The following is a 23,329-nucleotide window of genomic DNA, read 5'->3' on the forward strand; positions in this document are numbered from 1 at the left end:
AATTTGATTAATTTTTATCCAGAAATGCCATCTTCACTGACTTGCTCCACCCCTTAGGTCGTCTAAGGTTGATGTTACGGCCTTTTTTAGCAGCGAGGTCCAACATAGCCAGGCTGACTTTTTGTTAGCGCAGAGTTTGCCGTGGCAGCCGACGAATCCGTGGAGACAAAACTATGCACGCAACTCATAAAATCGATGATGCGCTTATCATGTGTCATACCCAAACTCAAACTAAGTCAGGTTGGTTACAAACCTTCGTGATCCCTAACTCTTCCGTTAAAGTGCTACAGATTTGTACTCATGACAAAGTGCAAGATTGCACCATGAGTTGCTTAAGCTGCTTTTTTGTTAGACGCCAATACCGTAATGGCAAACAATATGGCGTCATAGATAAAGACCATTTTGATATACATTAGCAGGCAGCCCGTGAGTATACAGGTGTAAAAAAAGGGCCTAGAGGCCCTCTAATGTGAAATCATTAACAAAGTTGATTAGGTGCGACTCGTGACTTCAAGTAGGTGAAAACCAAAGTCAGTTTTAACCGGCCCTTGAACAGTATTAACCGGCGCACTAAATACCACTTTGTCAAACTCAGCGACCATCATACCTGGACCAAACTCACCTAAATCACCGCCTTGCGCACCCGATGGGCACGACGAGTGCTGTTTCGCGAGATCGCCAAAGTCGGCACCGGCTTCAATTTGTTGTTTAAGTTCATTGCACTGAGCTTCAGTGTCAACCAAGATGTGACGGGCTGTTGCGACTGTCATAGCATTTCCTTTGAGTTGTTGCGTTTAGTTCTTTTTACAATACGCGGCGATGATGACAATCATGGTGCCATTCACGCGACCTTGTATATGTTCAGGGTTATTGGTTAAGCCAATATTACGAACAGGTGTACCACGTTTTGCGGTGAAATTGGCACCTTTTACTACCAAGTCTTTGACTAAGGTAACACTGTCACCTGCTTTTAATTCATGGCCATTTACATCTAAGGTTTTTTCTACGTCCTCTGCGAGACCGCTTTTGGCCCACTCAAGCACATCGTCCTCAAGGTAAAGCATTTCCAATAGGTCTTGCGCCCAGCTTTGCTCTTCAGACAAAAACGTCAGTTGACGCCAAGCCATCACTTGCACTGCGCTTTGTTGACTCCACATGCTGTCATTTAAACAACGCCAATGGTTCGCATCCGTCGTTTCTGGCGCGTCAATTTGGCCTAAACATGTCTCACACAGGGTTATTTCATCGTTGCCTAGATTACTAGCTGGTGTCACTTTATACAGGCTAAGCTTATTATCGCTTGCGCATAAATCACATTGAGTGTTCACAGGTTAATTCCTAAAGCAGAAAGTTAAACCAAGCATAGCAACTATTGCCCTTGATATGCTTGATCTGAAAAGTGTTTACGACACAGTGAAACGTATCTATCGTTGCCACCAATCTCGATTTGCTGGCCGTCTTGTAGCACTTGCCCATCAGGGCTGACTCGTACAACCATGGTGGCTTTGCGGCCACAATGACAAATGGTTTTGAGCTCTACCAACTTATCAGCCCATGCCAGAAGATATTGGCTGCCACCGAACAGTTCGCCTCGAAAATCGGTGCGCAAACCATAACAAAGGGCAGGGATATGGAGTATATCTACCACCTCGGTGAGCTGTTTAACTTGTTGTTTGGTCAAAAATTGGCATTCATCAATAAGTACACAATCAATCTTGCCTTGTTGTTGTAACTCAGTGATGCATTTGAATAAGTTTGTGTCTGCTTCAAATACTTCTGCATTGGCTTGCAAACCAATACGGGAACTGACTTTACCAACACCTTGACGATCATCAAGCGCGGCAGTAAAAATAACGCTGCGCAAACCACGCTCTTCATAGTTATAAGCAGATTGCAGTAGAGCCGTCGACTTACCGGCGTTCATGGTTGAATAATAAAAATACAATTGCGCCATGCTGGCCTCCCACAAAATCGGCCGATATTCTACTCTGGTTATGCTGGCCTTGTATATGTGGTTTTTTATTAATATCAAGCGATGCAGCGCCCTTGGTGTTCAGGTATAATGCCTTGTCCATTTTAAAGAGAGTAAGTCATGGCGCAAACAGGCGTATTGAATCAACTGACCGTTGTAAAACAAGTCCCTTTTGGTGTTTACCTAGATGCAGGCGAGCTGGGCGAGGTATTATTGCCGAGTAAGTTTGTGCCGTCGGATTGCGAGCCTGGCTCTCAGGTAGAAGTATTCTTATACACAGACTCCGAAGATATGATCATCGCTACTACGGTTAAACCTAAGGCCATGGTTGGGGAGTTCGCCTATTTACCGGTGATCGATGTTTCTCGCCATGGCGCATTCATGGATTGGGGCTTAGACAAGGACTTGCTGGTGCCGTTTAACCAACAACGTGTGCCAATGGAGTCGGGCAGAAACTATGTGGTGCACATTTACCGCGATCAACATTCTGAGCGGATTGCTGCCAGTGCAAAACTGGACCGCTTTTTAGATAAAAAAACACCGCGCTTTGCGCGAGGTGACAAAGTCTCTGTGCTGATAGCTCAACGCACCGACTTAGGTTACAAGGCTGTGGTAAATAACGCATTTTGGGGTGTGATATACAACAATGAAGTGTTCAAGCCGATTCGTGTTGGCCAAAAGCACACCGCCTACATTAAACAAGTGCGCGAAGACGGTCGCATTGACATTAGCTTGCAACCTGGCCAGCAAGCACAAATGGACGATGTGAGCCAAGCCATACTCAATCATTTAGAAGCCCATGACGGTGTCAGTAGCTTGAATGACAAAAGTGACCCAGCCGTGATTTCAAAAGTATTCGGTGTCAGTAAAGGGGTATTTAAGCGGGCGATTGGCGGACTATTTAAAGCGGGTTTAATTGAAATCAGCAAGCAAGGTATTCGTCTAGTACAAGACAATGCAGAGTCAGACTTTGACTAAAGCCATGGCGTTTTGCTTGACTGTTCGCCAAACTGACATGTGTATTTTGGTGCAAGGCCGTCATTAACTGAGCTCGTGTAAAGCATCAGCCTCGCTTTAGGTTACTGGTATTGCGAACTGTGGCGTATCCGCGCCACACATTCTTACAGCGCTGTACCAAGTTTTCAGGGAGTTGGCGGCTGAAATGCAATTGGTACCGATTGCCTTTTTTACTGGCATAAATGTCGCCACTGACGTGTTGCTGGCTAGCAAAGATGGCTTGCAATTCTTGCTGAAAATATACAGGCATTAACCCTCGTTTGTTTACGACTTGGCCATTTTGTATTTTTACCCACACCGCGGCAGTGATCCTAAGTAACATAATGCTCTCTCTAACCTATCTATTGCTAAGCATACCACGAAGGCTTGTGCTGGCAATGGGGATAAGTCAGCTTATGTTAAGCGAGCGCTTGATCTTGAATATGTAATACCTTATCTCGGCCGCTGGCCTTAGCTTTATACAGGGCTTTATCTGCCATTTTATACACTTGGTCGTGTGTCATTTGTGGGCGGTATTCACACAGGCCAATTGAGCATGTAACGCCGTAGTCTAAATCGAATTCAGATTTGATGTGCTCACGAATACGGTTGCAGACCACAAGGGCGGCATCGGTATTGGTTTGCGGCATCAAAATGGCAAACTCTTCGCCACCCAATCGACAAAAGCAGTCAGTTTCTCTTAATAGCGTATTGCAGCTCTGAGCAACACGCTTTAGCACCTCATCACCAATAAAATGCCCGTGTTTGTCGTTCACTTGCTTAAAGTGATCAAGATCTAAAATGGCGAGGGTAAAATAGCTGTTGCCATAACGCTTAGCGTTGTTAATCATCTTTTTAAATTCAGTATCAAAATAGCGTCGGTTAAAGCTGCCAGTCAGTACGTCAGTTGAGGACAAGGCTTCTAGCCTTTTGGCATGGTTTTTCTGCTTGGTGATGTCAATAAAGTTGATCACAAAATAGACTTGTTTATCAAGCTGACTGTTGCCTTTTACGGTATTGATTTCAAGCCAAAGCATGATCTCTTCACCGCTGTGGTTATACGCTTTCACTTCTCCTTGCCAGCGGCCGGCACTGTTGATGCGGGTGGTGATAAAACTCCAAAAATCTTGTTGTCCTTCCGTGCTGACCAGCATATTAGGCTCTGCGCCTACTACAGCGTGACGACTGAACCCTAATAATTCGGTAAATGCTTGATTGACACCGACAATTTTTCCCTTACTGTCTAAGATGATAACCGATGACATGGTGCCAAATGCGCGCAACAATAACTTTTGTGTTTGTAATTGGTTGACCCAACGCTGTGCATTAATAAACACCACCAACACAATAAAAGCGATGGCCAATAATCGAAAATAAAAGTTACGTAATGCTTTTGCCACGTCTTTTTCTGCGAGCGCGTTGACGTACTCGTCTTTAATTTGGGCCGTGAATAAGACTTTTGAATGTAACTTATCGGTTAAGTGCTCACCATTTGAAAAATCAAACCAGGTGTAAACTAACTCACTGCTTGCGAGTTTCGCCTTACCCTGAGGCTGCTGCAAAATACTCGACCACTGTGACTGCAATTGCTGCTTGAGTTGTGTCTCTTGTAATTCGCAACCGGTTTGCGCAAATAAACAGCTGCCATTGTGCGAGCTCACCATAAAGGGCAAGTCTGAGATAACGTTTAACAACCGAAACTGCTGATAGAAGTCGGCCATGTTCATATTAATGATGATGTAACCGTAGCGTTGGCCATTAAAATCTACCGAGCTTATTAATCTTCCCGCTTGCTGCAATGGGTAGACGTATTTGCCATTTTCACGTTCAAAATCGAACGCGCTAAGTGCAATTTGATCTTGCTGTAATTTTGCCGCTAATTGCATGTAGTCGCGGCTTGCTTTATTTTGCAGCTTATCAGCGACGTCGACTAAGCCCGTTTCAGGGTCGTAATTCACTCGTATTTGTTCTTGACCGTTAATGTCGACGTAACGTAATTGTGTGTAAGCGTTAGAGTTTTTAAGCAATAAGCTCCACCTGTCCTCAATGCGTTGTTTAATTGCTTTAGGTTGACTTATGGCAAAGGCGCGAGTCAGTTCAGTTTTTGACAATACCCGGGCTAAATCTTCAGCGTGGTTAAATTTCTTGTCAAACAACACAAAAGCGGCCTCTTCTGTGGCATACGCAAGTTCTAACTGTACTTGTTTTTCTTCATCGAGAATATCATGTTTTTCAAGCAGGTAGTACCAGGTAGACGCGCCGGTCATGATTGCAATAAACAGCACAAAACCGACCCAAAACCACAAACTTTTGCTTTGGCTGTGGGACAAGGTGGTGAGTTTGCTGTCGAGTGAATATTTGGCCACGTACTTTCCTCGTTATTGAGACCGCTCTAGTATACTGACCAAGAAAAGAACAAGAATGACTTTTCAGTGACTCACGGCCACTAAAATTAAACACTTCCTGAGGATCTGATGAATTAAGGGGCGATTAGTCGATAAATAAGTGCTTTGAGCGGTTTTATCTTGGCATTCTCTAAATATTGATGGCCAGTGAACGGTCCCTTATTGAATAATTTTTAAGGTCTTGGATTTAAGGCCGTCGCAAGGCTTGATATACTTTTGCCACTTTTCAATTTGATGCCAAAAAATGAACTATTTTCCACTGGATGAGCATAAAAAAGCCTGGGTATTTAAACGTCATGACTTGCCTATTTCTGAGCCTGATTTAGCCACCATCAAACCGATGGTAACCGGCCGCGCTGGTCAACTTTGGCAAACACGTATTAGCAAACAATCGGATCACCCTGATTTTTTTAAGAAAGGCGATTGGCCGTTTAATGTTAACTCTTGGCACAGCCAGGGCAATTGGGAAACGCAGTGGGACAGTGATAATGCTGAGCTTCCAGATGAGATTTTAACGTCAATAGACTGGCCTGATCATACCACTGTGTATTTTTGCTGCGATAAACGCAATGTGATTGAAACCCAATGGGGCACGTTTAAACGTTGTTGGAAAAACTTCTTATTTATGGACGATGGCAGCCTGTTGATTGCCAAAAAACAACTGCAAGCACTGCAATTTCTCTCAAATGGCGATTATCGCTTGGGTAGCATCAGTTAAACATTGTATTTAGGGTAAGTTTGCATCGCTTTTCGTTGGCGCTGCAAACTGATTCTGAAATCATTCTTGGCTAGCCGTGATAATGCTGCGTTGGATCGCTTCAATATCAACGCTAATGTTACTTTCGGCGTCTGTATGGCAAGCGGTCTGACAGGCGGGTTGCCTTAAACAGTTTGCACCCCGTGTGCATATAAGGCGTGCAGGCGATTCAATACCACGGGCTAACCAATTAATATTCAGTAACTTACTGATCCGGTTTAAGACTTCCCGCATCGGGCCTGGAATAATGGCGCTACCGCCATGTTGTTGACATAGTTGTTGTAACTCACTCACCATGGCATGACTGTCATAGCCTTGTTCGTCTAATACCGGATTTAAATCGATGCCGGCGCATAATACATGTTGATTGCGCGCTTGGTCTTGTACCCTAATTGACTCACAGCAATACAAGCGGGGAGAAGCATCGCGTTGTAAAATAGAGATTTGGGCGCTGGTTTCGCCTTGGCCGAGGGACTCCTGTTGTTGCAACTTACGAAACACCGCCCAGTGCTCACAAGGATCTTGCACCGTGCGCATATTGCCCCACGGCAAAGGGATACCATTGCCGCGATACACCGCTTTAAGTTGACCCGGCCCATAAGCATCAAAATAATGCCAGTGTGGATAGGGGGACACTGCGGTCATTCGCCGCATTACCACTGCGGGCGACACTTCGAGAATATCCGCGATATCGATTTCATAGCCGTGCTGATCCAGTAGCTGCCTAAAGGGGACTTTTGGGCAGAGCAGTGCGCCGGCAAAAAAGCTGCACTCGAAATCACGCCAAGCGTTTAAGATGTTTTGTGCTTCTATATTTTGTTGCACTTGGTTATCACTGTGGACACTGACATTATGCCCGCTTCCTGCCACCATGACGCTCTTTACGCCATCGTTATTGTGCAAAATACTGTGCCCAAGGTGCACCGCAAGGTCGTATTTTAATCTGGGCCGGTTGGCCTTAATTTGTTGGTTGATGTACAAGGTAGCCGGGGGTTCAAAAAACGAACTGATGAGCCTTTGCCCTTGCTCACCAAGAGACTCTGGTGGACGGTCAAACCAGTGCACCGTCAGGCCCGCTTGGTGACACAGTTCCAGTAAGTCATTTACGGATAATGGCATGCGCTTGTGGCCCAATGATTCCGCAGCGCGCTCCAGATCAGGAAAGTGATTTTGATGGTGCTCTTGGTAAGCTCGAATCAGAAGGTGAGCAAATTCTTTACCCGAAGTGCCCGTTTGGGCCAGCAGCTCGGGCAGGGCAATTTGTAAAATATCTTTGCTGAATAAAAAGCTCGGCTCCAATGCCATGCCCAAAATGCCCCCTCGGTTGCCTTTTTCCGGCACGACGGCTTGCACTTCTGGCGTATCGTCTAAAAACCACGCGTAAGGTTTTTGAAATACTTGGGCAACTACTTGCAACATAGCTTCACTGGGCACTCGCTTGCCACGCTCTATCATCGACAGATACGACACAGATGGCGCATGTTGTGCGTCGACTTTAATGCATCTGGCTGATAAATCTTCCAGGGTTAACCTGGCTTGTTTACGCGCATTGCGCACTTTTGTACCCAAAAAATGCGACTGGCGGATCAAACTGGCTGTAGGCTTCATTTGTAAAATTTACACTGTGAAATTTTCTTTGTGAAATTTTAGTCAAAGCTTCTCTAGACTTCCAATATGTAAACAAAAAAACAGCTTTTTAGCACTTTGTTTACATTTGGGCTTATAACCAGGGGAGACGAAGCCATGAATTTAGCCATTGCAAAACAAACCCAGATTGACTCAGGCTTCTATCACTTTATCAACGATGAAGTGTTGCCTCATACCCATTTGACCGCGGAACAATTCTGGCAACCGATGCAAAACCTCATAGCAGAGTTGATGCCAGTGAATCAAAGCTTGTTAAATCAGCGGCAGCGCCTACAGCAACAGATTGACCATTGGCATATAGCGCGAAAAGGTCAGGCCTTGGACCAACAGCAATATCAGGCATTTCTTCGTGAAATTGGTTATCTCGAACCAGAAGTGAAAGATTTTATCATTTCTACTGAAGGCGTCGATCCTGAAATTGCGACCATGGCAGGCCCGCAGCTTGTGGTGCCGGTTCAAAATGCACGCTTTGCATTAAACGCAGCGAACGCAAGGTGGGGCAGCTTGTACGACGCCCTTTATGGCACCAATGCACTGATTAGTGAATCTGAAGAAGGCGTAAACCGCGCCAAGCAAGTTATTAAAGCCAGCAAGCAATGGCTGGATGAGCATTTTCCATTGGCGAATGGCTCACACGCAGACGTGGCCAGTTATGTGGTGTATTACCAGCACTTATTAGCCTTCTTTGATGACGGTTCAGAAACGGGCTTAGCGAAACCAGGTCAGTTTGTCGCGTTTTCAGGACATAAAGATTGTCCCGAAGCCATAGTGCTTAAGCACCATCAATTACATGTTGAACTTTGTATCGACCGTCAAGGTGATGCAGGTAAGTTAGACCATGCCGCTATTGATGACATACAACTTGAAGCTGCGTTAACAACCATTGTCGATTTTGAAGACTCGGTGGCGACGGTTGATGCCGAAGATAAAGTAATGGCTTATAAAAACTGGCTGGGGCTTATCAAGGGTGACTTAACCGCCGAATTTGAAAAAGACGGACAAACCTTAGTTCGCCAACTCAACCCGGACAAAAGCTTCCGTGGTGCGAAGGGCGGTGAATACGCGTTACCGGGACGCGCATTGTTGATGGTACGCAATGTTGGCCACCTTATGGCCAGTGATTTGGTATTACAAGCTGACGGCCAACCCAGCCCGGAAGGCATTATTGACGCGATAGTCACCGCGCTGATTGCCAGCATTAACCTTGACTCAGGCAGCAATAGCCGATGCAGCAGCATATACATAGTTAAACCTAAGATGCACGGCTCCCAAGAAGTGGCGTTCACCTGCCTACTATTTGAAAAAGTTGAGCAGTTACTGGGGTTACCTAATGGCACCTTAAAGCTTGGCATTATGGATGAAGAGCGTCGTACCAGCATGAACTTAAAAGCCTGTATCAATGCCGCTAAAACGCGTGTGGTATTTATCAATACTGGCTTTTTAGACCGTACAGGGGACGAAATACATACTAGTATGCATGCCGGTGCATTTGTGCCCAAAAATGCCATTAAGCAAAAGCCTTGGTTTCAAGCTTATGAAGATAGCAATGTCGCTGTAGGTTTAAACTGCGGTTTTGCTGGGCACGCGCAAATTGGTAAAGGCATGTGGCCCATGCCGGATGAAATGGCACAAATGATGGCACAAAAAAGTGGCCACCCGAAAGCTGGCGCAAACACGGCTTGGGTACCATCACCCACAGCCGCCGTGCTGCACGCTATGCATTATCATCAAACCGACGTTACTCAGGTTCAAACGCAATTACTGAGCCATCTTGCTCAATCTTCTATGAGCGCACCGCTGCGCCAACAAATGTTACAAGTGCCGCTTTTAGGTACCCATGACACCCTTAGCGAACAAGTGATAAGCGATGAGATCAGCAACAATGTTCAAGGCATTTTGGGTTACGTAGTGCGCTGGGTGTGCTTAGGAATAGGCTGTTCTAAAGTGCCAGATATCCACCACGTTGGTTTGATGGAAGACAGGGCAACGCTGCGGATATCCAGCCAACACCTTGCAAACTGGCTGCACCATGGCATTTGTTCTGAGGCGCAAGTTCTAGCGGCAATGACGCAAATGGCCGCCGTGGTCGATAAACAGAATGCGGCGACACCGGGCTATCAAGCCATGACAAATAACTTAAGCGAAAATTTAGCGTTTAACGCAGCAAAAGCACTGATATTTGAAGGAGGAAACCAACCTAACGGCTACACCGAGCCTTTATTACACCACTACCGCCAGTTGGCAAAAAGTCAAACACCAGAACAATAAGACGAATAATTGAAAAGAAAGAGGGAAATTATGAATACTTACCAAACTGAAACGACTCAAGCCAACGCCTTTCTTGCGCAGCAAGGAACATCGTGGAATGCCATTAACCCTGAACATATAGCCCGCATGCGATTGCAAAACCGTTTTAAAACCGGCTTAGATATCGCTAAATATACCGCAAAAATCATGCGCAACGACATGGACGCTTACGATAAAAACCCCGCTAATTACACGCAGTCATTAGGCTGTTGGCACGGGTTTATCGGCCAACAAAAAATGATTGCGGTAAAAAAACACTTTGGCAATACCCAAGGCCGCTATTTGTACCTATCTGGCTGGATGGTCGCTGCGATGCGCTCTGAACTTGGCCCGTTACCTGATCAATCGATGCACGAAAAAACTTCTGTACCGGCGTTGATTGAAGAGCTTTACACGTTTTTAAAACAGGCCGACAGCCGAGAGCTTAATCATTTGTTTCGGGATTTAGATAATGCCAGGCAAGGTGGCGATCAAGTTAAAGAAAAAGCCGCCCAGAAACGCATTGATGAATTTCAAACCCATGTTGTGCCGATTATCGCCGATATTGATGCCGGCTTTGGGAATGAGGAGGCCACTTACTTATTAGCCAAGAAAATGATCGAGGCGGGAGCCTGTTGTATTCAAATAGAAAACCAAGTATCTGATGCTAAGCAATGTGGCCATCAAGACGGCAAAGTGACCGTGCCCCATGAAGATTTTCTAGCTAAGATCAATGCAGTACGTTATGCCTTTTTAGAGTTGGGAGTAGAGCAAGGAATCATAGTGGCGCGCACTGATTCATTGGGGGCGGGTCTTACCCAAAAGATCCCCGTTTCTCAAACCCCCGGAGATTTAGCTGAGCAATACAATCAATTTATTGAAGGAGAAGCTGTCACAGACATGAGTCAGCTAAACAGCGGTGATTTGGTGTTGCGTCAGGGTGAGCTGCTTATTAAACCGACTCGCCTGGCCAATGGGCTGGTTAAGTTTAAGGCCAATACCGGTGAAGACAGAGTCGTGCTCGATTGCATTACCTCGTTGCAACATGGCGCCGATTTGTTGTGGATTGAAACAGAGAAACCGCACATTGAACAAATTGCCGGCATGGTGAAGAAGATCAGAGAAGTCATCCCTAATGCCAAGTTAGTGTATAACAATAGCCCGTCGTTTAATTGGACTTTAAACTTTCGCCAACAGGTGTTTGACAGCTGGCAGCAAGCTGGGCAAGACGTGTCAGAATATGATCGTAATAACTTAATGAGCCAGCAATACGATGACTCTAAGCTGGCTCAACAAGCGGATCAACAAATTCAAAACTTCCAACGTGAAGCAGCTGCGCAGGCAGGTATCTTTCATCACCTTATTACCTTGCCTACGTATCATACCGCTGCGTTATCGACCGATAACCTTGCCAAAGCGTACTTTGGGGAGCAAGGCATGCTGGCTTACGTAGAAAATGTGCAACGCCAAGAAATTCGCCAAAGCTTGGCTTGTGTGAAACATCAAGACATGTCTGGTTCAAACATTGGTGACGACCACAAAGAATACTTCTCAGGCCAGCAAGCGCTAAAAGCGGGAGGGTTAAACAACACCATGAACCAGTTTTCATAAAGCTGGTGTACTGAGCCTTGTTTCAATTTAGCACTTGCTGACGCAGCCGTAATGGCTGCGTTTTTTTGTCGTTATAATTCTTAATGCAAAGAAATGGCTGAGTCTAAGGTTATGATTTACACTCATTTAATCAGAGTGAATCAAGGATAAGCCGTGGCCGTTACTGCAACCATTAAGCCGATAAAAACGCTGTTAAACGTCGCTAACACGGCATGCAAAAGTACCGTGTTGATGGCATTGGCTTTGCTAATACAAGGGTGTGAGCCCAAGCCTAAGACCCCGCTGAAGGTGTACGACATACCTTTCAAACAAGCCGATTTAATTTTCAAAAATGGGCATATCATTACCATGGAAGGCCTGACACCGAAGACCGTTCCCGCCATCAGTGTGGTTGACGGGCGAATTCAAAGCAGTGGTATGCTGGCAGATGTCAGCAGTTATCTCGGCGACAATACACAAGTGATTGACTTGCAAGGCCACACCTTGATGCCGGGTTTTATTCAAGCCCATGGACAATTTTCCACCGTTATGCAGATGATTGACTGGGTTAACTTAGCTGCGCCGCCGATGGGAGAAATAACAGATATTGCGGCTGCGCTAACCCGATTGCAGCAAGTCAGTCAACAGCGCCAGACGGACACAGATGAATGGATCATTGCCTGGGGATACGACCCCGCATTGGTGCAACAGCAACGCCATATTACGCGACAAGAATTAGACCAAGTTTTCCCACATCATAAAGTGATGGTCATTGCAGCGGGCGGAAACGGTGCCGTGCTTAATTCACATGCTCTGGAGTGGGCTGGGTTTATCGATGATGACGTGCCGAGCCCTATTGGCGGTAACCTGGGGCAAACTGAGCCAGAGCCAGATTCTGATGAGCCGTCCACGCTTAACGGCTACGTGGATGGCAGCGCCTTTATTCCTTTATTGGCAAAATTACCTCTGGCAGACCCGCAACAAAAACTTAAACACTTGATAAAAGCCCAGCAGTATTATTTTTCAAAAGGTTACACCAGCGCTATGGCGGGCAGCAGTCACATTGAAGAGATAGAGTTTTTAAGCAAAGCCGCTTCGGCAAACTTGCTGGCACTGGATGTTTTTGCGTTGGCCATGTTTTACGACGAACAGCAGTGGCAACAATGGCAAGGTATTCGCTACTTTGAATTTGGAAAGGCCAAAAAAAATCTCAAAATACAAGGTGTAAAAATTATCTTTGACGGGCCGTTGCAACGAGGTGAAAGCTTATTGTCGTTTCCATACGCAAAAGGAAAAGCAACAAAAGAAGTCAAAACCTTAACCAAAGGCGAATTGCAAACGCTGATGCAATTAGCCCTTGATAATCACGTTCAAGTATTTGTTGAAGCCCACGGTGATGCGGCCGCAGAAATTGTGATTTCTAGCCAGCAGCGACTAGGCATCACCGGGCAACATGATCGCCGCACTGTCATTATGCACAGCCAAGTGCAAGAACAAGAGCAAATGGTCAGGCAATTAAAGCTTGGCATCTCACCCGTTTTCTCCAGTAGTGAATTGTTTTTCTCGGGTCAAACTATGTTGCAATACATTGGCCCTAAACAAGCTAAAAAATTGGCACCCTTAGGTCAGGCACAAGAGATAGGCTTGATATACGGTAATTTTGGTGAGTTTCAACAAATGCCGCTGTCGCCACTGCAACTTTTACTTAGCGCGACGTATCGCCACACCCGTGATAAACGCGTTATCAGTCCCAGTAATCACGTGACCGTTTATCAAGGTCTCAAGGCGATGACCAGTGCACCAGCCTATTTTTTATTTGAAGAGCAGCGTCTTGGCAAGATAAAGCCAGGCTTTGCTGCCGACTTGGTCGTGTTAAATGGTAACCCTTTGCTTGAGTCTGGACACGCACTGGCGCAGATTGAAGTACTTGAAACTTATAAAGACGGTAAACTCGTCTTTGAAAATCACCCCGTAAAAGGTAGGGTAGAGGACTATATTACGCCCATAGTTAAGACGCCAAAAAATGAAGATTGATTTGTCCCAATTTGTCACCGAAAGCCGCAACCAAGCCAGCGAGCAGATTGACACCTTATCCACTTTTGAGATGCTTAAAGTCATTAATGAACAAGATCAAACAGTACCCTTGGCAGTGCAAGAGTGTTTGCCTGAGATTACGCAGTTGGTGGATCATCTGGCAGCCAAAATGGCACAAGGGGGACGGTTATTTTACGTTGGCGCCGGCACTTCCGGTCGCTTAGGCATTTTAGACGCCAGTGAATGTCCGCCGACATTTGGCACCAAGCCAAGTGAAGTCATTGGGCTGATTGCTGGTGGCCATCGCGCGATTTTACAGGCGGTTGAAAATGCCGAAGACGATCCGTTACTGGCGAAAAATGATCTTATCGAACAGCAATTTTCAGCCATTGATGTGCTGGTGGGCATTGCCGCTAGTGGCCGTACGCCTTATGTCATCGGCGCGATGGATTATGCCAAGGAACAGGGCGCGTTAGTCGCTGCCATTTGTTGTAATAAAAACAGCGCAATGGCACAACAAGCTGACATAGCGATGACGCCAGTGGTAGGGCCAGAAGTGGTAACAGGCTCCTCGCGAATGAAAGCCGGCACGGCGCAAAAACTCATCTTAAATATGATCACAACTAGCGTGATGATCAAGCGCGGGAAAGTCTTTGGTAATTTAATGGTAGATGTTGAAGCCACTAACGCCAAGTTAATACAGCGACAAGTAAATATTGTGCAAACGGCCACAGGTTGCGACGAATCCAGTGCAGTTTTGGCGTTAAATGCATCTCAGCGGCACTGTAAAACGGCAATATTGATGATTCTTGCAGATATTGATGCCGCCACTGCAAGGGTGAGATTAAATAAAGCTCACGGCTATTTACGAGATGCGCTTACCGAATAATTGCCCGCTAACTGCGGGCGGATGAAGATAGCGGGCAAAAAATCGGCAAACAAACTCATCAAATGGGTTTAAGGCTTGTATTAGCCCTGGCAATCAGTAATAATCCGTTTCGCTGTTTAGGCAGCGATATCAATGGTGACCCTATGGTCCCCTCGCATTGATACTCCGTGAACTCGGCCAGGACCGGAAGGTAGCAACCGCAGCGGACGACTCAAGTGCCGGGGTGTGGCTATAGGGTTACCACCCAAATCCCTACTGTTACCCCATCAGCTTCGCCAGCAAAGCGTAAACACACTTAAAACTTTTTATTTGCAAATGCAATCCTATTTGCTTACGCAGTTTGCATAATAAGTCACTGTTGCCGGCCAATCAGTAAAGACGCCAAGCACACCCACTTGTTGCGCTAATACATCTAATACTTCATACGTGTCACCTTCATTATCAATCGCATCTGACACGGTTTGATAATACCAGCCGCCATTACCTTGACTAAGTAATCCGGATCGCTCTAAGGTCCAAGTGATAATGCCTAAATCGGCCTCTTTGGCAGCTTTGGCGTATTCAGAGGGCACTATATTATTGTTGGCATCAAGGGAGAGCAGCACCCAAAGTGGCGGAGCAATGACTTTTATCCCATCATTCACTAGTTCATCCATGGTAGGCGACCAGCTTGTAGGATCATGTGGATTAAACGCAGGATCATCATAGCGACCATCAAGAAAAACTGCTTGCTTGGCAAAATCTGGGTTTGCAGTAATCCAATATTTCACATCTTCTAAGTTAAAAGATTGCGGATAAACGTCCTCGGGTTGGATGTCTGCGGCAATATATTCATCCAGTAGTTTTTGCGCGTAGTCTTGCTGCGTAAATCCATCAAAAGGCATGTCGACGTTGGCAGATTTCAGCTCTGGGGTCATTTTAACACCGGCAGCTTTAAACATGGCAATGCTTTCAGCATGAGTCATTAATGTGCCACTACCTGAATATAAATCGGTACGCCAGGGCGCAGTTCCGGCTAAAAAGTCCTCAGCTGCGGTGGCATCGGCGTTACTTGCGTCCATTTTTCCCTGCAACATTTTAAACTCAGCTAAGGTGATATCACTGGTGCAACAGGTTGCAGAGGCTGAAATGCCATTAATAGGATCGGCTGGGGTAAAAGGCACTGAGCATTTACTGGCCAGCTCAGGGATCGCCAAGATATTTGTGGTGGTGGCAAGATCACATTGTGAATGCCGACACACAAGTTCTTTGTCTTTAGTAAAAGTCACGTCGCACTCTAATACGCCTGCGCCCATCTCTATCGCAGCTTGATAAGACTCTTTGGTGTGCTCAGGAAACTGTAATGGCGCCCCGCGATGACCAATTGAAAACTCGCTGCGATAAAAAGGCCCACTCGCGCATTGCTCCAGTTGGCTTTTTAGTGTGCTCGGTTGCATTTTTGAAATTAAATATGAGGGTCTGGGCCCTAAGGAAACATGCGCCGTTTGCGCGGTGGCAGCAGCAATGGCCATATCAGCGGTTTGTTCTACCGTTTTGGCCGAATCACTGTCATTACATGCAACAAGCAACACTGAGCTTGCCAGTATTAATGCGGGTTGAATAGCGGATTGATATCTCATTTAACACCTCTTTAATAAATCATGATATTGAGTTTGTGCTGAGGCAAGTTTTTAGGGCGAATTTTCTTGCGTTAAGCGATTGTCTACGACACTGCAAGTAAGGTTTATGATGCGATGTCATTGACAATAATGAGTAAATTTAAGAATCGAACATGACAAGTTAAATAAGCCTTGATGACGCTTGTATGATGAAAGTGCAGTAAGCTCGAAAAATAATGTAAGTTTCCTATGCTTAAACTAAGTAAGGCGGAACAGAAACGGCCAAAAAAACCACGTAAAACCGAGCAATCAGTGAGCCTTGTCATTGTTTCAGTTAAATAACTTAACAATTTTTACAAAACAATTACTCTATTGCGCTTTGCATGTCCCTTTTGATGTTCACATTGAAATATCGCCCTGTTTTATATGAACTTTTACACCTGTGCTTTAGGTTACCAGCACATTTGTAATGTGGTTTATTAACAACGAACAGTAAAAATTGAGGTTTATCATGAGTTTTATCAACGGTTTGCTGGATACTGCGAAACATCTGCCCGGCGTAGCTAATATGCTCAATAAAGTTGCGTCCAATAAATTGGCCGCAGCGACTCAGTCTCGGCCACATAGCTACAGTTTATGGTCGCCCCTTGATAAACTTGGCGCGGCCCCAAGTGATTACCTTACATGGCATACGGTGACGGATAAAAATTTCTTTGACTTGCATTTACCGCCAGCCAGAGCTGAGTATGTCAGCCAACTGCCTAACAATGCCCCAACTAAAGATTTTCCCTTTGGTGAGATTACCACCTTGTTTGAGCGAAAAAGCGGCTTAAAACAAGGCCGCTCTTCGGTTTTTTTCATGTTTTTTGCGCAGTGGTTTACCGATGGATTTTTTCGCTCAAGTCACATTGATCCAAGGCAAACCACGTCGAATCACAATATAGATTTAGCACAAATTTACGGTTATAACGAAGCCGTGGCTTTACTGCTTCGTTCAAAACATGGCGGTAAGCTACAAAGTCAATTCATAGACGGTGAGGAATACCCAGACGCGCTCGGAGAGTTTGACAACGACGGCAACTGGCAAGTAAAAGAGCGTTACCAAACGTTGCCGTATATCGAAGATAGTCAGTGGCAAGAACAAATCTTTGGACACTTAAATGACCAACAAAAGTCGCACCTCTATGCCACGGGATTAGAGCGGGGCAATACTATGGTTGGTCATATGGCCATCAGTACCCTATTTCTGCGAGAGCATAACAACCTTTGCGATGAACTATCCCAAGCTTACCCCAGCTGGGACGATGACAGGCTATTTCACACCGCCCGCATCATCAATACCGTCATCTTGATGAAGCTGGTGATTGAAGATTATGTCAATCATATCGCTGGCCTTGATGTTTTGATCATGGACCCAACGTTTGCAGAAGAACAGCGTTGGTATCGCACACCTTGGATTGCAGCAGAGTTCAATTTGTTATACCGCTGGCACGGCTTAGTGCCCGATTATCTGCTAATGGAGCAGGGGCAAGAAAGCTTAACCGACAATTTTGAATTGCTCAAAGACAGAGGCCTATCCGCAATTTTAGCGGCGGCCAGTAAGCAGCCTGCAGGCCAAATATCTCTCGACAACGTCCCCAGCTTTTTGCTGCCGGCAGAAATGGCAATGATCAATAAAGGCCGCGAATGGTGTTTACAACCTTATAATGTTTACCGGGAAAAATTTGGTTTAAAAGCCTTAACATCCTTTGAACAGTTAACGGATGATAGAGAGATCACCAGCAAGCTGCAAAGCCTGTATGGCCACATTGACAAGCTTGAATTAACCGTAGGGTTATTTGCAGAAGACGGTGGCAGCAAGTTAACAGGAGAGCTGCAAACAGCCATGGTGGCGTATGACGCCCTGACCCAAATTTACACCAATCCACTGTTAGCTAAAGAAAACTATACTGAGCGACACTTTACGCCAGTGGGCATGAAGCGAATTAATGCCACACACAGTTTTCAAGACTTAGCGGATCGTAACCTCGTTGGGCAACCTCAAGTGCACGTTGCAAGGAAAGCTTAATGGCCACTTCGATACCTAACATCCGACCCGCTAAATGTGAAGATTTAGCCCAAGTACAAGCTTTGTATCGTCAACTAAGGCCCGGCGACTCTGAACTTTCCGTGCAACAAGCAGCGGCAAGTTGGCAAAGTATTATCAGTGACAGCCGGACTTGCATTGTTGTTGCGGAAGTGGCGGGGCAACTGGCATCCACTTGCGCTGTTGGCGTCAATCTCAGTTTGGCCAATGGTGCGAGGCCTTTCGCTGTGATAGAACACGTGGTGACATGCGCCAAATTTCGCCGTCAAGGGTTAAGCAAGCGAGTATTACAATTTGCGATAGATTGGGCTTGGCAACAAGACTGTTACAAAATACTGTTACTGTCGGGTGAGCAATTAACCCAAGCGCATAAGTTATATCAAAGCGTAGGCTTTAAAGCCGGGATTGAAAGAGGCTTTGTGCTTAAACCCAATTAGCCCTTGCTAACTTGGTAAACTAAAGCCGGATAGTCTTCGTATTTTATTTGTCACTTCAAAAGAGATTAGCTGTTTGAAAAAGCTTGTTATTACCCTTTGTGCACTGACGCTCACCGCGTGCTCAACCAGTTTTACTTACAACAACCTAGATTGGTTGGTGTACTGGTACCTTGACGATTATGTCGAACTCACAGACGAACAAAAACAAAAAGTAGACCCAAAACTTAATGAATGGTTGGTCTGGCACCGTGAACATGAATTGACGTTATACTTGGCACATTTTGCTGAGCTAAGCCAAGATATTCAAAACAAGTCATTGAATAGCCAGACTTTAGACAAGCATCAAGCCCTGTTTGAACAACACTGGCAACGATTGAAGGCGCGCATTGTGCCAGATCTTGTCGCTTTAGCTCCGTTGTTATCGCAGCAGCAAATTGACCAAATGTTTGACGTATTAGGGCAGGAAAATACCGTTGCAAAACAAGATCACAACAGGTTATTAACCCGAAATAAAATCCAACAAGAAAACTTATGGCTAGCAGAAAGAACTAAGAGATTAAGCCGTTGGTTAGGGCCCTTATCCAATTCTCAGCGCCAATTACTGGAACAAAGTTATCAGCAATACCAAGATACTCAAGGGCTCTGGATTGACTTTAAAATGCATTACCAGCATACCCTTAAACACCACCTACTGGTGTATTCACAAGTGCAAACCCAAGCGCAAAGCCGTGCCCTTGAAAGGTTGCTACTCAATCCCGATACCTTGAAGGAGCCAATCTTAGTCAATAAAAGCCAAGCCAATGTCGCCATGTTCAAAGGCCTTGTACAGGATCTAAATCAGAATATCACTACCAAGCAACGCGAGCACTTGATTGAGGAACTTGCAGGTATTGCGCAGGATATTGAAGCAATTCTGAACTAATCTGTGAAAGAGTAAATAACGGAAAATGAACCATGACTCAATCTGACCACGACAAAGTGAAACAGTTACTTATTGCCACTCGGTTTGGGGTTTCTGCCACTGAAATCCCGATGATCATAGGCGTAGAACAAGACACAGCTTTAAACATCATCGAAGCGCTTAAAGTCAGCGGAGAAGACATTCACAGTGTGGGGGCAGGGCAACATCCTGCCGAATTAGTGCTGTACTCCATTGGTGAAATTGAACCTTAATTTTCCAACGATAGAGATTTTCACTTAGACCAATGATTCTGCGACAAATGGACTGCAGGTTTGTAAAGGACCACCCGTGCTTGGCTCCAACACATTATCCTCTTCCTGTTCTGGTCAATCACAACGGGACACTTTTAGATGAGAATTTTCAAACCCCGCTCATCCCGCCACGAGCCAACGGGGCATGTTGGGAAGAAGACCATGCTCGAAAGGAAGCCGTAGCAGCACTGTAAGCTGATGAACTTAAAGAAGGGAAAGGATGCCGGCGATCATGATTCAAGGGGCTGACAAGCAGAAAGCTTTCACTGCGATACTACAACGGACTAATCCTTTGTCGGGCTGAGAACTATTTGATAGCAACGCCGTTTAATAACCTAAATAACTTGATCCCATAGAGGTACGATTTTTCAGTTCTTATACAGTTTTGCTGTGTGCGCATTTCTTCGCGTACTTTTTCTAAAAAGGAGAGTAACGCATGGTGAATCCCGTAACTGTGTTTATATACAGTTATAATGGCTGTTTTTGAGTTTGTTGCATTATTCGAGATGATTTTTGGCTCGAATAATACGAAGGTTTTTGTAACAAATTGAAATAATTGCGCTTTTAGGCTTTTCGTTTTTATTTAACGAGAATGTCACTCTCGCTAAACACGTTTCTCGGTTTCTCCGCGCATTTTAGTGAGCGATCGTTTGTAGCGATTGCACTAAAGTGCTAAATTTACATGAATTTTTAATCAAAAGATGTGAGTGCCCGCTTCGCACTGTTTTGTGTATATGCGGAATGCTCGCTAATAAGCTGTTATGTTTTCGTTCGGAGTATCTATGGGCTATCGTAATGATATAAATAAATTGATTAAATCAATCGATAAAAACATATTAAATGATAAATCGATTAACGGCATACAATACGATATTTATCCTTGGCATGGGTATTCTGCAATCTCTTTAATGACTAGAGCAGATTGTGAATTAGATGTAGCATCTTGGAAATATTTTGAATGTTGTAAGTCAACCGGCGAAGAGTTATCAAACGAATTTGATACGTACCTTGAACTTAACGACAGGCACCATTTCCATTGTATGCTTGTAAAGGCGGCTAGTGAATTACTTGAAGCCGACTTGTCATCCTTTGCAGTAGAAAGTCCAGTAAGCGATTTAGGGTTAAACAAACTGTTTCAGGTAAGGGTTTATGACCCAGATGAAACGTTCACTTTCAATTACTGTGAATTTATAGTTGCAAACAATACGCAAAAAACATAACAAGGCGTTTAAACGGAACAAAAACAGTGGGTTACGTTTCGCTTCGCTACACATTTTAACCCACAATTTTTGTCCGCTTAACGCGGCGTTAGTTTGCCTTAATTTGTGTTGGGTTTGGTATTTTTAAATCAACAGGTTAGAAATACGTTTTGTGTTATGAAATAATCATTGGTTCGCACTGTTGAATATGTTTTTAAATCTGCACATTCAGCCAGAGTTATTGGTATTTTCGATAATAGCGTTTTGCTTTTTATAAAACCAAAAGCATAAAACGCATTATCTGAGGTCATAGTAAATTACGGCTTCATTTATTTTCTAGTTTCTGCATTGTCTTGAATGTGCAGTTTTTAGAAAATTAGTTCTGCAGTTTCTGCGGGGCTGAGAAATTTGCAATTACCGAGTTGGTTTCCTAAAACGCTTGGTGGCGGTAGCGTTGTTTTCCGGCAAAAACTAACAAGGCGTTTAAACGGAACTAAAACAGTTGGCTTTGTTTCGCTTCGCTACACAATTTTAGCCAACCATTTTAGTCCGCTTAACGCGGGCGTTAGGCATCAGTCAAAAGTGAGTGCGAGCTTGATGAAAGAAGAAAGATTAAAAATCTGGAGGGCACTCTCTGATCTATTTCTAGATACTGAGATAGATGAATTAACATTTAATTATATCGCTCGTAGCATATCTGAAAGTGAGCTATCGCTATCTGAGGCAGAGGAAATACTTTGGTATGAAGTCTATCCGGTCTTGGAAAGCAATCTTCGAAGTGTTGCGGGAGTGTGGGAGGGGTGGTCTGATGAGTGGCTCCTACAAAATCTACCTGCACCTGTTCGTCCAAGCGCTATACATGGTGGATCTTCAATCGTTAAAGAAATAAAGCAGTGTTGGCAGCAAGTAGCTAAAGCGTATGAAGGACAAAATGCCTAACAAGTTTGTCAACAGGACATTTTTTGCTGCGCTCCATTTTGCGGTGGCTTCCCCACTTTACCGCAAAACTCCACTACACAAAAAATGCCTGTTACAAAGGCGTTAGAAGTCACCAATATGGATAGTGCAGTTATAAAATCAGGTAACACGGCAGCCACTCTTACGTTTAGTGAGCGTGACGGTGATTATTTCACTGTCACTTATGAAAGCCCATCAGTGAAGATCAGAAAAAGAGTTTGGGGTTACACCGATTGTGAATTTCTCGTTAATCTTTTCGAGTTCATTTCTAGAGAATGGAAAGGTTGGGATGGCGCTCAAGAGTGGGCTTCTATTGAAGGTGAATTTGGTATATCGGCTACATGCGATAATCTGGGTCATGTGATGCTCAAAATCACCATCAAAGAATTCGATGGCCCAGAGGTTTGGAGTACTCAAGTAAATTTAGGTCTTGATTCTGGGCAAACTGAAAACATCGCTAAAAAGGTGGGGCAGTTCTTTGCAAACTAAAACTTCTAACAAGTCAAAGCACTCGGACTTGGTAAAGCTGTCACCTTTTTTGTTCCAAAAAAGCCGCCAACTTCACCAAGCCGGTGTTTGAGGCGTTAGCTTTCTTATGGATATTATCGAAATCAATGCAAAAGTTTTAGCTCTTGAATGTGGAGCGCTGTCTTTAGAAGCCGTAGTCGAGTGGGCTGATGAGATTATCCTTAAAAGTGAAGAACCAGACATTAGGCTTTTTGATGTTTCAGTGGCTAAAAATAAAAATGACGCTGTTGTAGCCTTACACGCTTTTGGCTGTTCTAAAGATCCAAAATCGGTTGCTAAAGAAGCGTTTAACTTGTTTGTTCATGCTTTAGAAAATAACCTCACTAGTTACGAAAATGTGTCGCAAAAGCTATATGAAATGTCATTTGAACCAAATGCGCTTTTACCAGATGATAATGCGAAAGGACCAATGATGACATATTGGGATGAGCTAGATATAGCCAACGATGGTATTTACGGTGATCCTGATAAAATAAAAAATGAGATGCTTTCTTTTTTAAAAAAACACGAAAGCTAACAAGGTTTTCAAGTCGGACTCGTGATACAGCTTGCTCGGTTCCACTTCGTTTCACATTTTAGCAAGCTGCAACTCGCCGCTTAAAACGGCGTTGATATGATTCCCACTGTCAACGAGCGCGTGACTATCCCTACCAAAAATGTTCGGCATGGGAGAGAAACTTAAGTGAGTGCACCTTTGGCAAGAAAGTTCGGCGGTTGACCTTGCTGATATTCGCGG

General features: G+C 44.7%; 22 protein-coding genes and 1 other RNA gene. 16 read left to right on the plus strand and 7 right to left on the minus strand.

The genetic code is table 11. The features are described 5' to 3' along the window. Positions 1-173: 173 nt before the first annotated feature. A complete protein-coding gene (locus D1Z90_RS08975; RefSeq protein WP_119910414.1) occupies positions 174-416 on the plus strand; it encodes a hypothetical protein in 243 nt (80 codons plus the stop codon). Between the two features lie 75 nt (positions 417-491). Here D1Z90_RS08975 and D1Z90_RS08980 read toward each other — a convergent pair whose 3' ends face one another. The 3 genes from D1Z90_RS08980 to D1Z90_RS08990 are packed head-to-tail and all read right to left on the minus strand — an operon-like array spanning position 492 to position 1,954. After that, positions 492-770: a peptidylprolyl isomerase gene (locus tag D1Z90_RS08980; RefSeq protein WP_119910415.1), complete on the minus strand. Its 279-nt coding sequence runs from the start codon at positions 768-770 to the stop codon at positions 492-494. Positions 771-794: 24 nt separating this feature from the next. Beyond that, positions 795-1,328, minus strand: coding sequence for a PhnA domain-containing protein (locus D1Z90_RS08985; protein ID WP_119910416.1), 534 nt, complete (start codon positions 1,326-1,328; stop codon positions 795-797). A gap of 41 nt (positions 1,329-1,369) precedes the next feature. Then, a complete protein-coding gene (locus D1Z90_RS08990) occupies positions 1,370-1,954 on the minus strand; it encodes a thymidine kinase (RefSeq protein WP_119910417.1) in 585 nt (194 codons plus the stop codon). Positions 1,955-2,092: 138 nt separating this feature from the next. On the opposite strand from D1Z90_RS08990, the gene D1Z90_RS08995 reads away from it, so the two are divergent. Continuing rightward, positions 2,093-2,950 (plus strand): CvfB family protein, encoded by an 858-nt coding sequence (locus D1Z90_RS08995; protein ID WP_119910418.1) that lies wholly within the window; start codon positions 2,093-2,095, stop codon positions 2,948-2,950. An 85-nt stretch (positions 2,951-3,035) separates the two neighbouring features. Here D1Z90_RS08995 and D1Z90_RS09000 read toward each other — a convergent pair whose 3' ends face one another. Continuing rightward, positions 3,036-3,311, minus strand: a complete 276-nt coding sequence (locus tag D1Z90_RS09000) for a DUF3634 family protein (RefSeq protein WP_119910419.1) — start codon at positions 3,309-3,311, stop codon at positions 3,036-3,038. Between the two features lie 76 nt (positions 3,312-3,387). After that, the gene (locus D1Z90_RS09005) at positions 3,388-5,334 is read right to left on the minus strand and encodes a sensor domain-containing diguanylate cyclase (RefSeq protein ID WP_119910420.1); all 1,947 of its coding nucleotides are present in this window, start codon (positions 5,332-5,334) and stop codon (positions 3,388-3,390) included. Positions 5,335-5,617: 283 nt separating this feature from the next. Between D1Z90_RS09005 and D1Z90_RS09010 the strand changes: the two genes are divergently transcribed. Further along, positions 5,618-6,091 carry a DUF2947 domain-containing protein gene (locus D1Z90_RS09010; protein ID WP_119910421.1) on the plus strand — a complete coding sequence of 158 codons (474 nt, stop codon included), beginning with the start codon at positions 5,618-5,620 and terminating at the stop codon, positions 6,089-6,091. A gap of 60 nt (positions 6,092-6,151) precedes the next feature. Here the strand turns inward: D1Z90_RS09010 and D1Z90_RS09015 are convergent, their stop codons facing one another. After that, positions 6,152-7,738: a DUF3612 domain-containing protein gene (locus D1Z90_RS09015; RefSeq protein ID WP_119910422.1), complete on the minus strand. Its 1,587-nt coding sequence runs from the start codon at positions 7,736-7,738 to the stop codon at positions 6,152-6,154. Between the two features lie 135 nt (positions 7,739-7,873). Between D1Z90_RS09015 and D1Z90_RS09020 the strand changes: the two genes are divergently transcribed. The 5 genes from D1Z90_RS09020 (at position 7,874) to ffs (ending at position 14,814) form a co-directional block, all read left to right on the plus strand. After that, positions 7,874-10,045 carry a malate synthase G gene (locus tag D1Z90_RS09020; RefSeq protein WP_119910423.1) on the plus strand — a complete coding sequence of 724 codons (2,172 nt, stop codon included), beginning with the start codon at positions 7,874-7,876 and terminating at the stop codon, positions 10,043-10,045. Positions 10,046-10,075: 30 nt separating this feature from the next. Beyond that, positions 10,076-11,674, plus strand: a complete 1,599-nt coding sequence (locus tag D1Z90_RS09025; protein ID WP_119910424.1) for an isocitrate lyase — start codon at positions 10,076-10,078, stop codon at positions 11,672-11,674. Between the two features lie 153 nt (positions 11,675-11,827). Continuing rightward, complete coding sequence (locus D1Z90_RS09030; RefSeq protein ID WP_119910425.1) at positions 11,828-13,687, plus strand: amidohydrolase; 1,860 nt, start codon at positions 11,828-11,830, stop codon at positions 13,685-13,687. After that, entirely contained in the window at positions 13,677-14,576 is a 900-nt protein-coding gene (murQ, locus tag D1Z90_RS09035; RefSeq protein WP_119910426.1) for an N-acetylmuramic acid 6-phosphate etherase, read from the plus strand. The genes D1Z90_RS09030 and murQ overlap by 11 nt, the downstream gene beginning before the upstream one ends. Positions 14,577-14,717: 141 nt before the next feature. Continuing rightward, positions 14,718-14,814, plus strand: an RNA gene (gene ffs / locus D1Z90_RS09040) — signal recognition particle sRNA small type. Positions 14,815-14,899: 85 nt separating this feature from the next. Here ffs and D1Z90_RS09045 read toward each other — a convergent pair. Further along, on the minus strand, positions 14,900-16,195 hold the full coding sequence (locus D1Z90_RS09045) for a glycerophosphodiester phosphodiesterase family protein (RefSeq protein WP_119910427.1): 1,296 nt from the start codon (positions 16,193-16,195) through the stop codon (positions 14,900-14,902). A gap of 490 nt (positions 16,196-16,685) precedes the next feature. On the opposite strand from D1Z90_RS09045, the gene D1Z90_RS09050 reads away from it, so the two are divergent. The 8 genes from D1Z90_RS09050 (at position 16,686) to D1Z90_RS09085 (ending at position 23,110) form a co-directional block, all read left to right on the plus strand. After that, a complete protein-coding gene (locus D1Z90_RS09050) occupies positions 16,686-18,242 on the plus strand; it encodes a peroxidase family protein (RefSeq protein WP_119910428.1) in 1,557 nt (518 codons plus the stop codon). Further along, entirely contained in the window at positions 18,242-18,697 is a 456-nt protein-coding gene (locus D1Z90_RS09055) for a GNAT family N-acetyltransferase (protein WP_119910429.1), read from the plus strand. The genes D1Z90_RS09050 and D1Z90_RS09055 overlap by 1 nt, the downstream gene beginning before the upstream one ends. A 73-nt stretch (positions 18,698-18,770) precedes the next feature. Beyond that, on the plus strand, positions 18,771-19,619 hold the full coding sequence (locus D1Z90_RS09060; protein ID WP_119910430.1) for a DUF6279 family lipoprotein: 849 nt from the start codon (positions 18,771-18,773) through the stop codon (positions 19,617-19,619). A gap of 32 nt (positions 19,620-19,651) precedes the next feature. Continuing rightward, positions 19,652-19,870, plus strand: coding sequence for a hypothetical protein (locus D1Z90_RS09065; RefSeq protein WP_119910431.1), 219 nt, complete (start codon positions 19,652-19,654; stop codon positions 19,868-19,870). Between the two features lie 821 nt (positions 19,871-20,691). Further along, positions 20,692-21,129, plus strand: coding sequence for a hypothetical protein (locus D1Z90_RS09070; RefSeq protein WP_119910432.1), 438 nt, complete (start codon positions 20,692-20,694; stop codon positions 21,127-21,129). Between the two features lie 387 nt (positions 21,130-21,516). Beyond that, on the plus strand, positions 21,517-22,047 hold the full coding sequence (locus D1Z90_RS21510) for a DUF7079 family protein (RefSeq protein ID WP_198419086.1): 531 nt from the start codon (positions 21,517-21,519) through the stop codon (positions 22,045-22,047). Positions 22,048-22,164: 117 nt separating this feature from the next. Next, positions 22,165-22,554 carry a DUF6228 family protein gene (locus tag D1Z90_RS09080; RefSeq protein WP_119910434.1) on the plus strand — a complete coding sequence of 130 codons (390 nt, stop codon included), beginning with the start codon at positions 22,165-22,167 and terminating at the stop codon, positions 22,552-22,554. Between the two features lie 106 nt (positions 22,555-22,660). Then, the gene (locus tag D1Z90_RS09085) at positions 22,661-23,110 is read left to right on the plus strand and encodes a hypothetical protein (RefSeq protein WP_119910435.1); all 450 of its coding nucleotides are present in this window, start codon (positions 22,661-22,663) and stop codon (positions 23,108-23,110) included. Positions 23,111-23,329 lie beyond the last annotated feature (219 nt).

Source organism: Motilimonas pumila, from assembly GCF_003596335.1.
Classification (GTDB): domain Bacteria; phylum Pseudomonadota; class Gammaproteobacteria; order Enterobacterales; family CBDFNC01; genus Motilimonas; species Motilimonas pumila.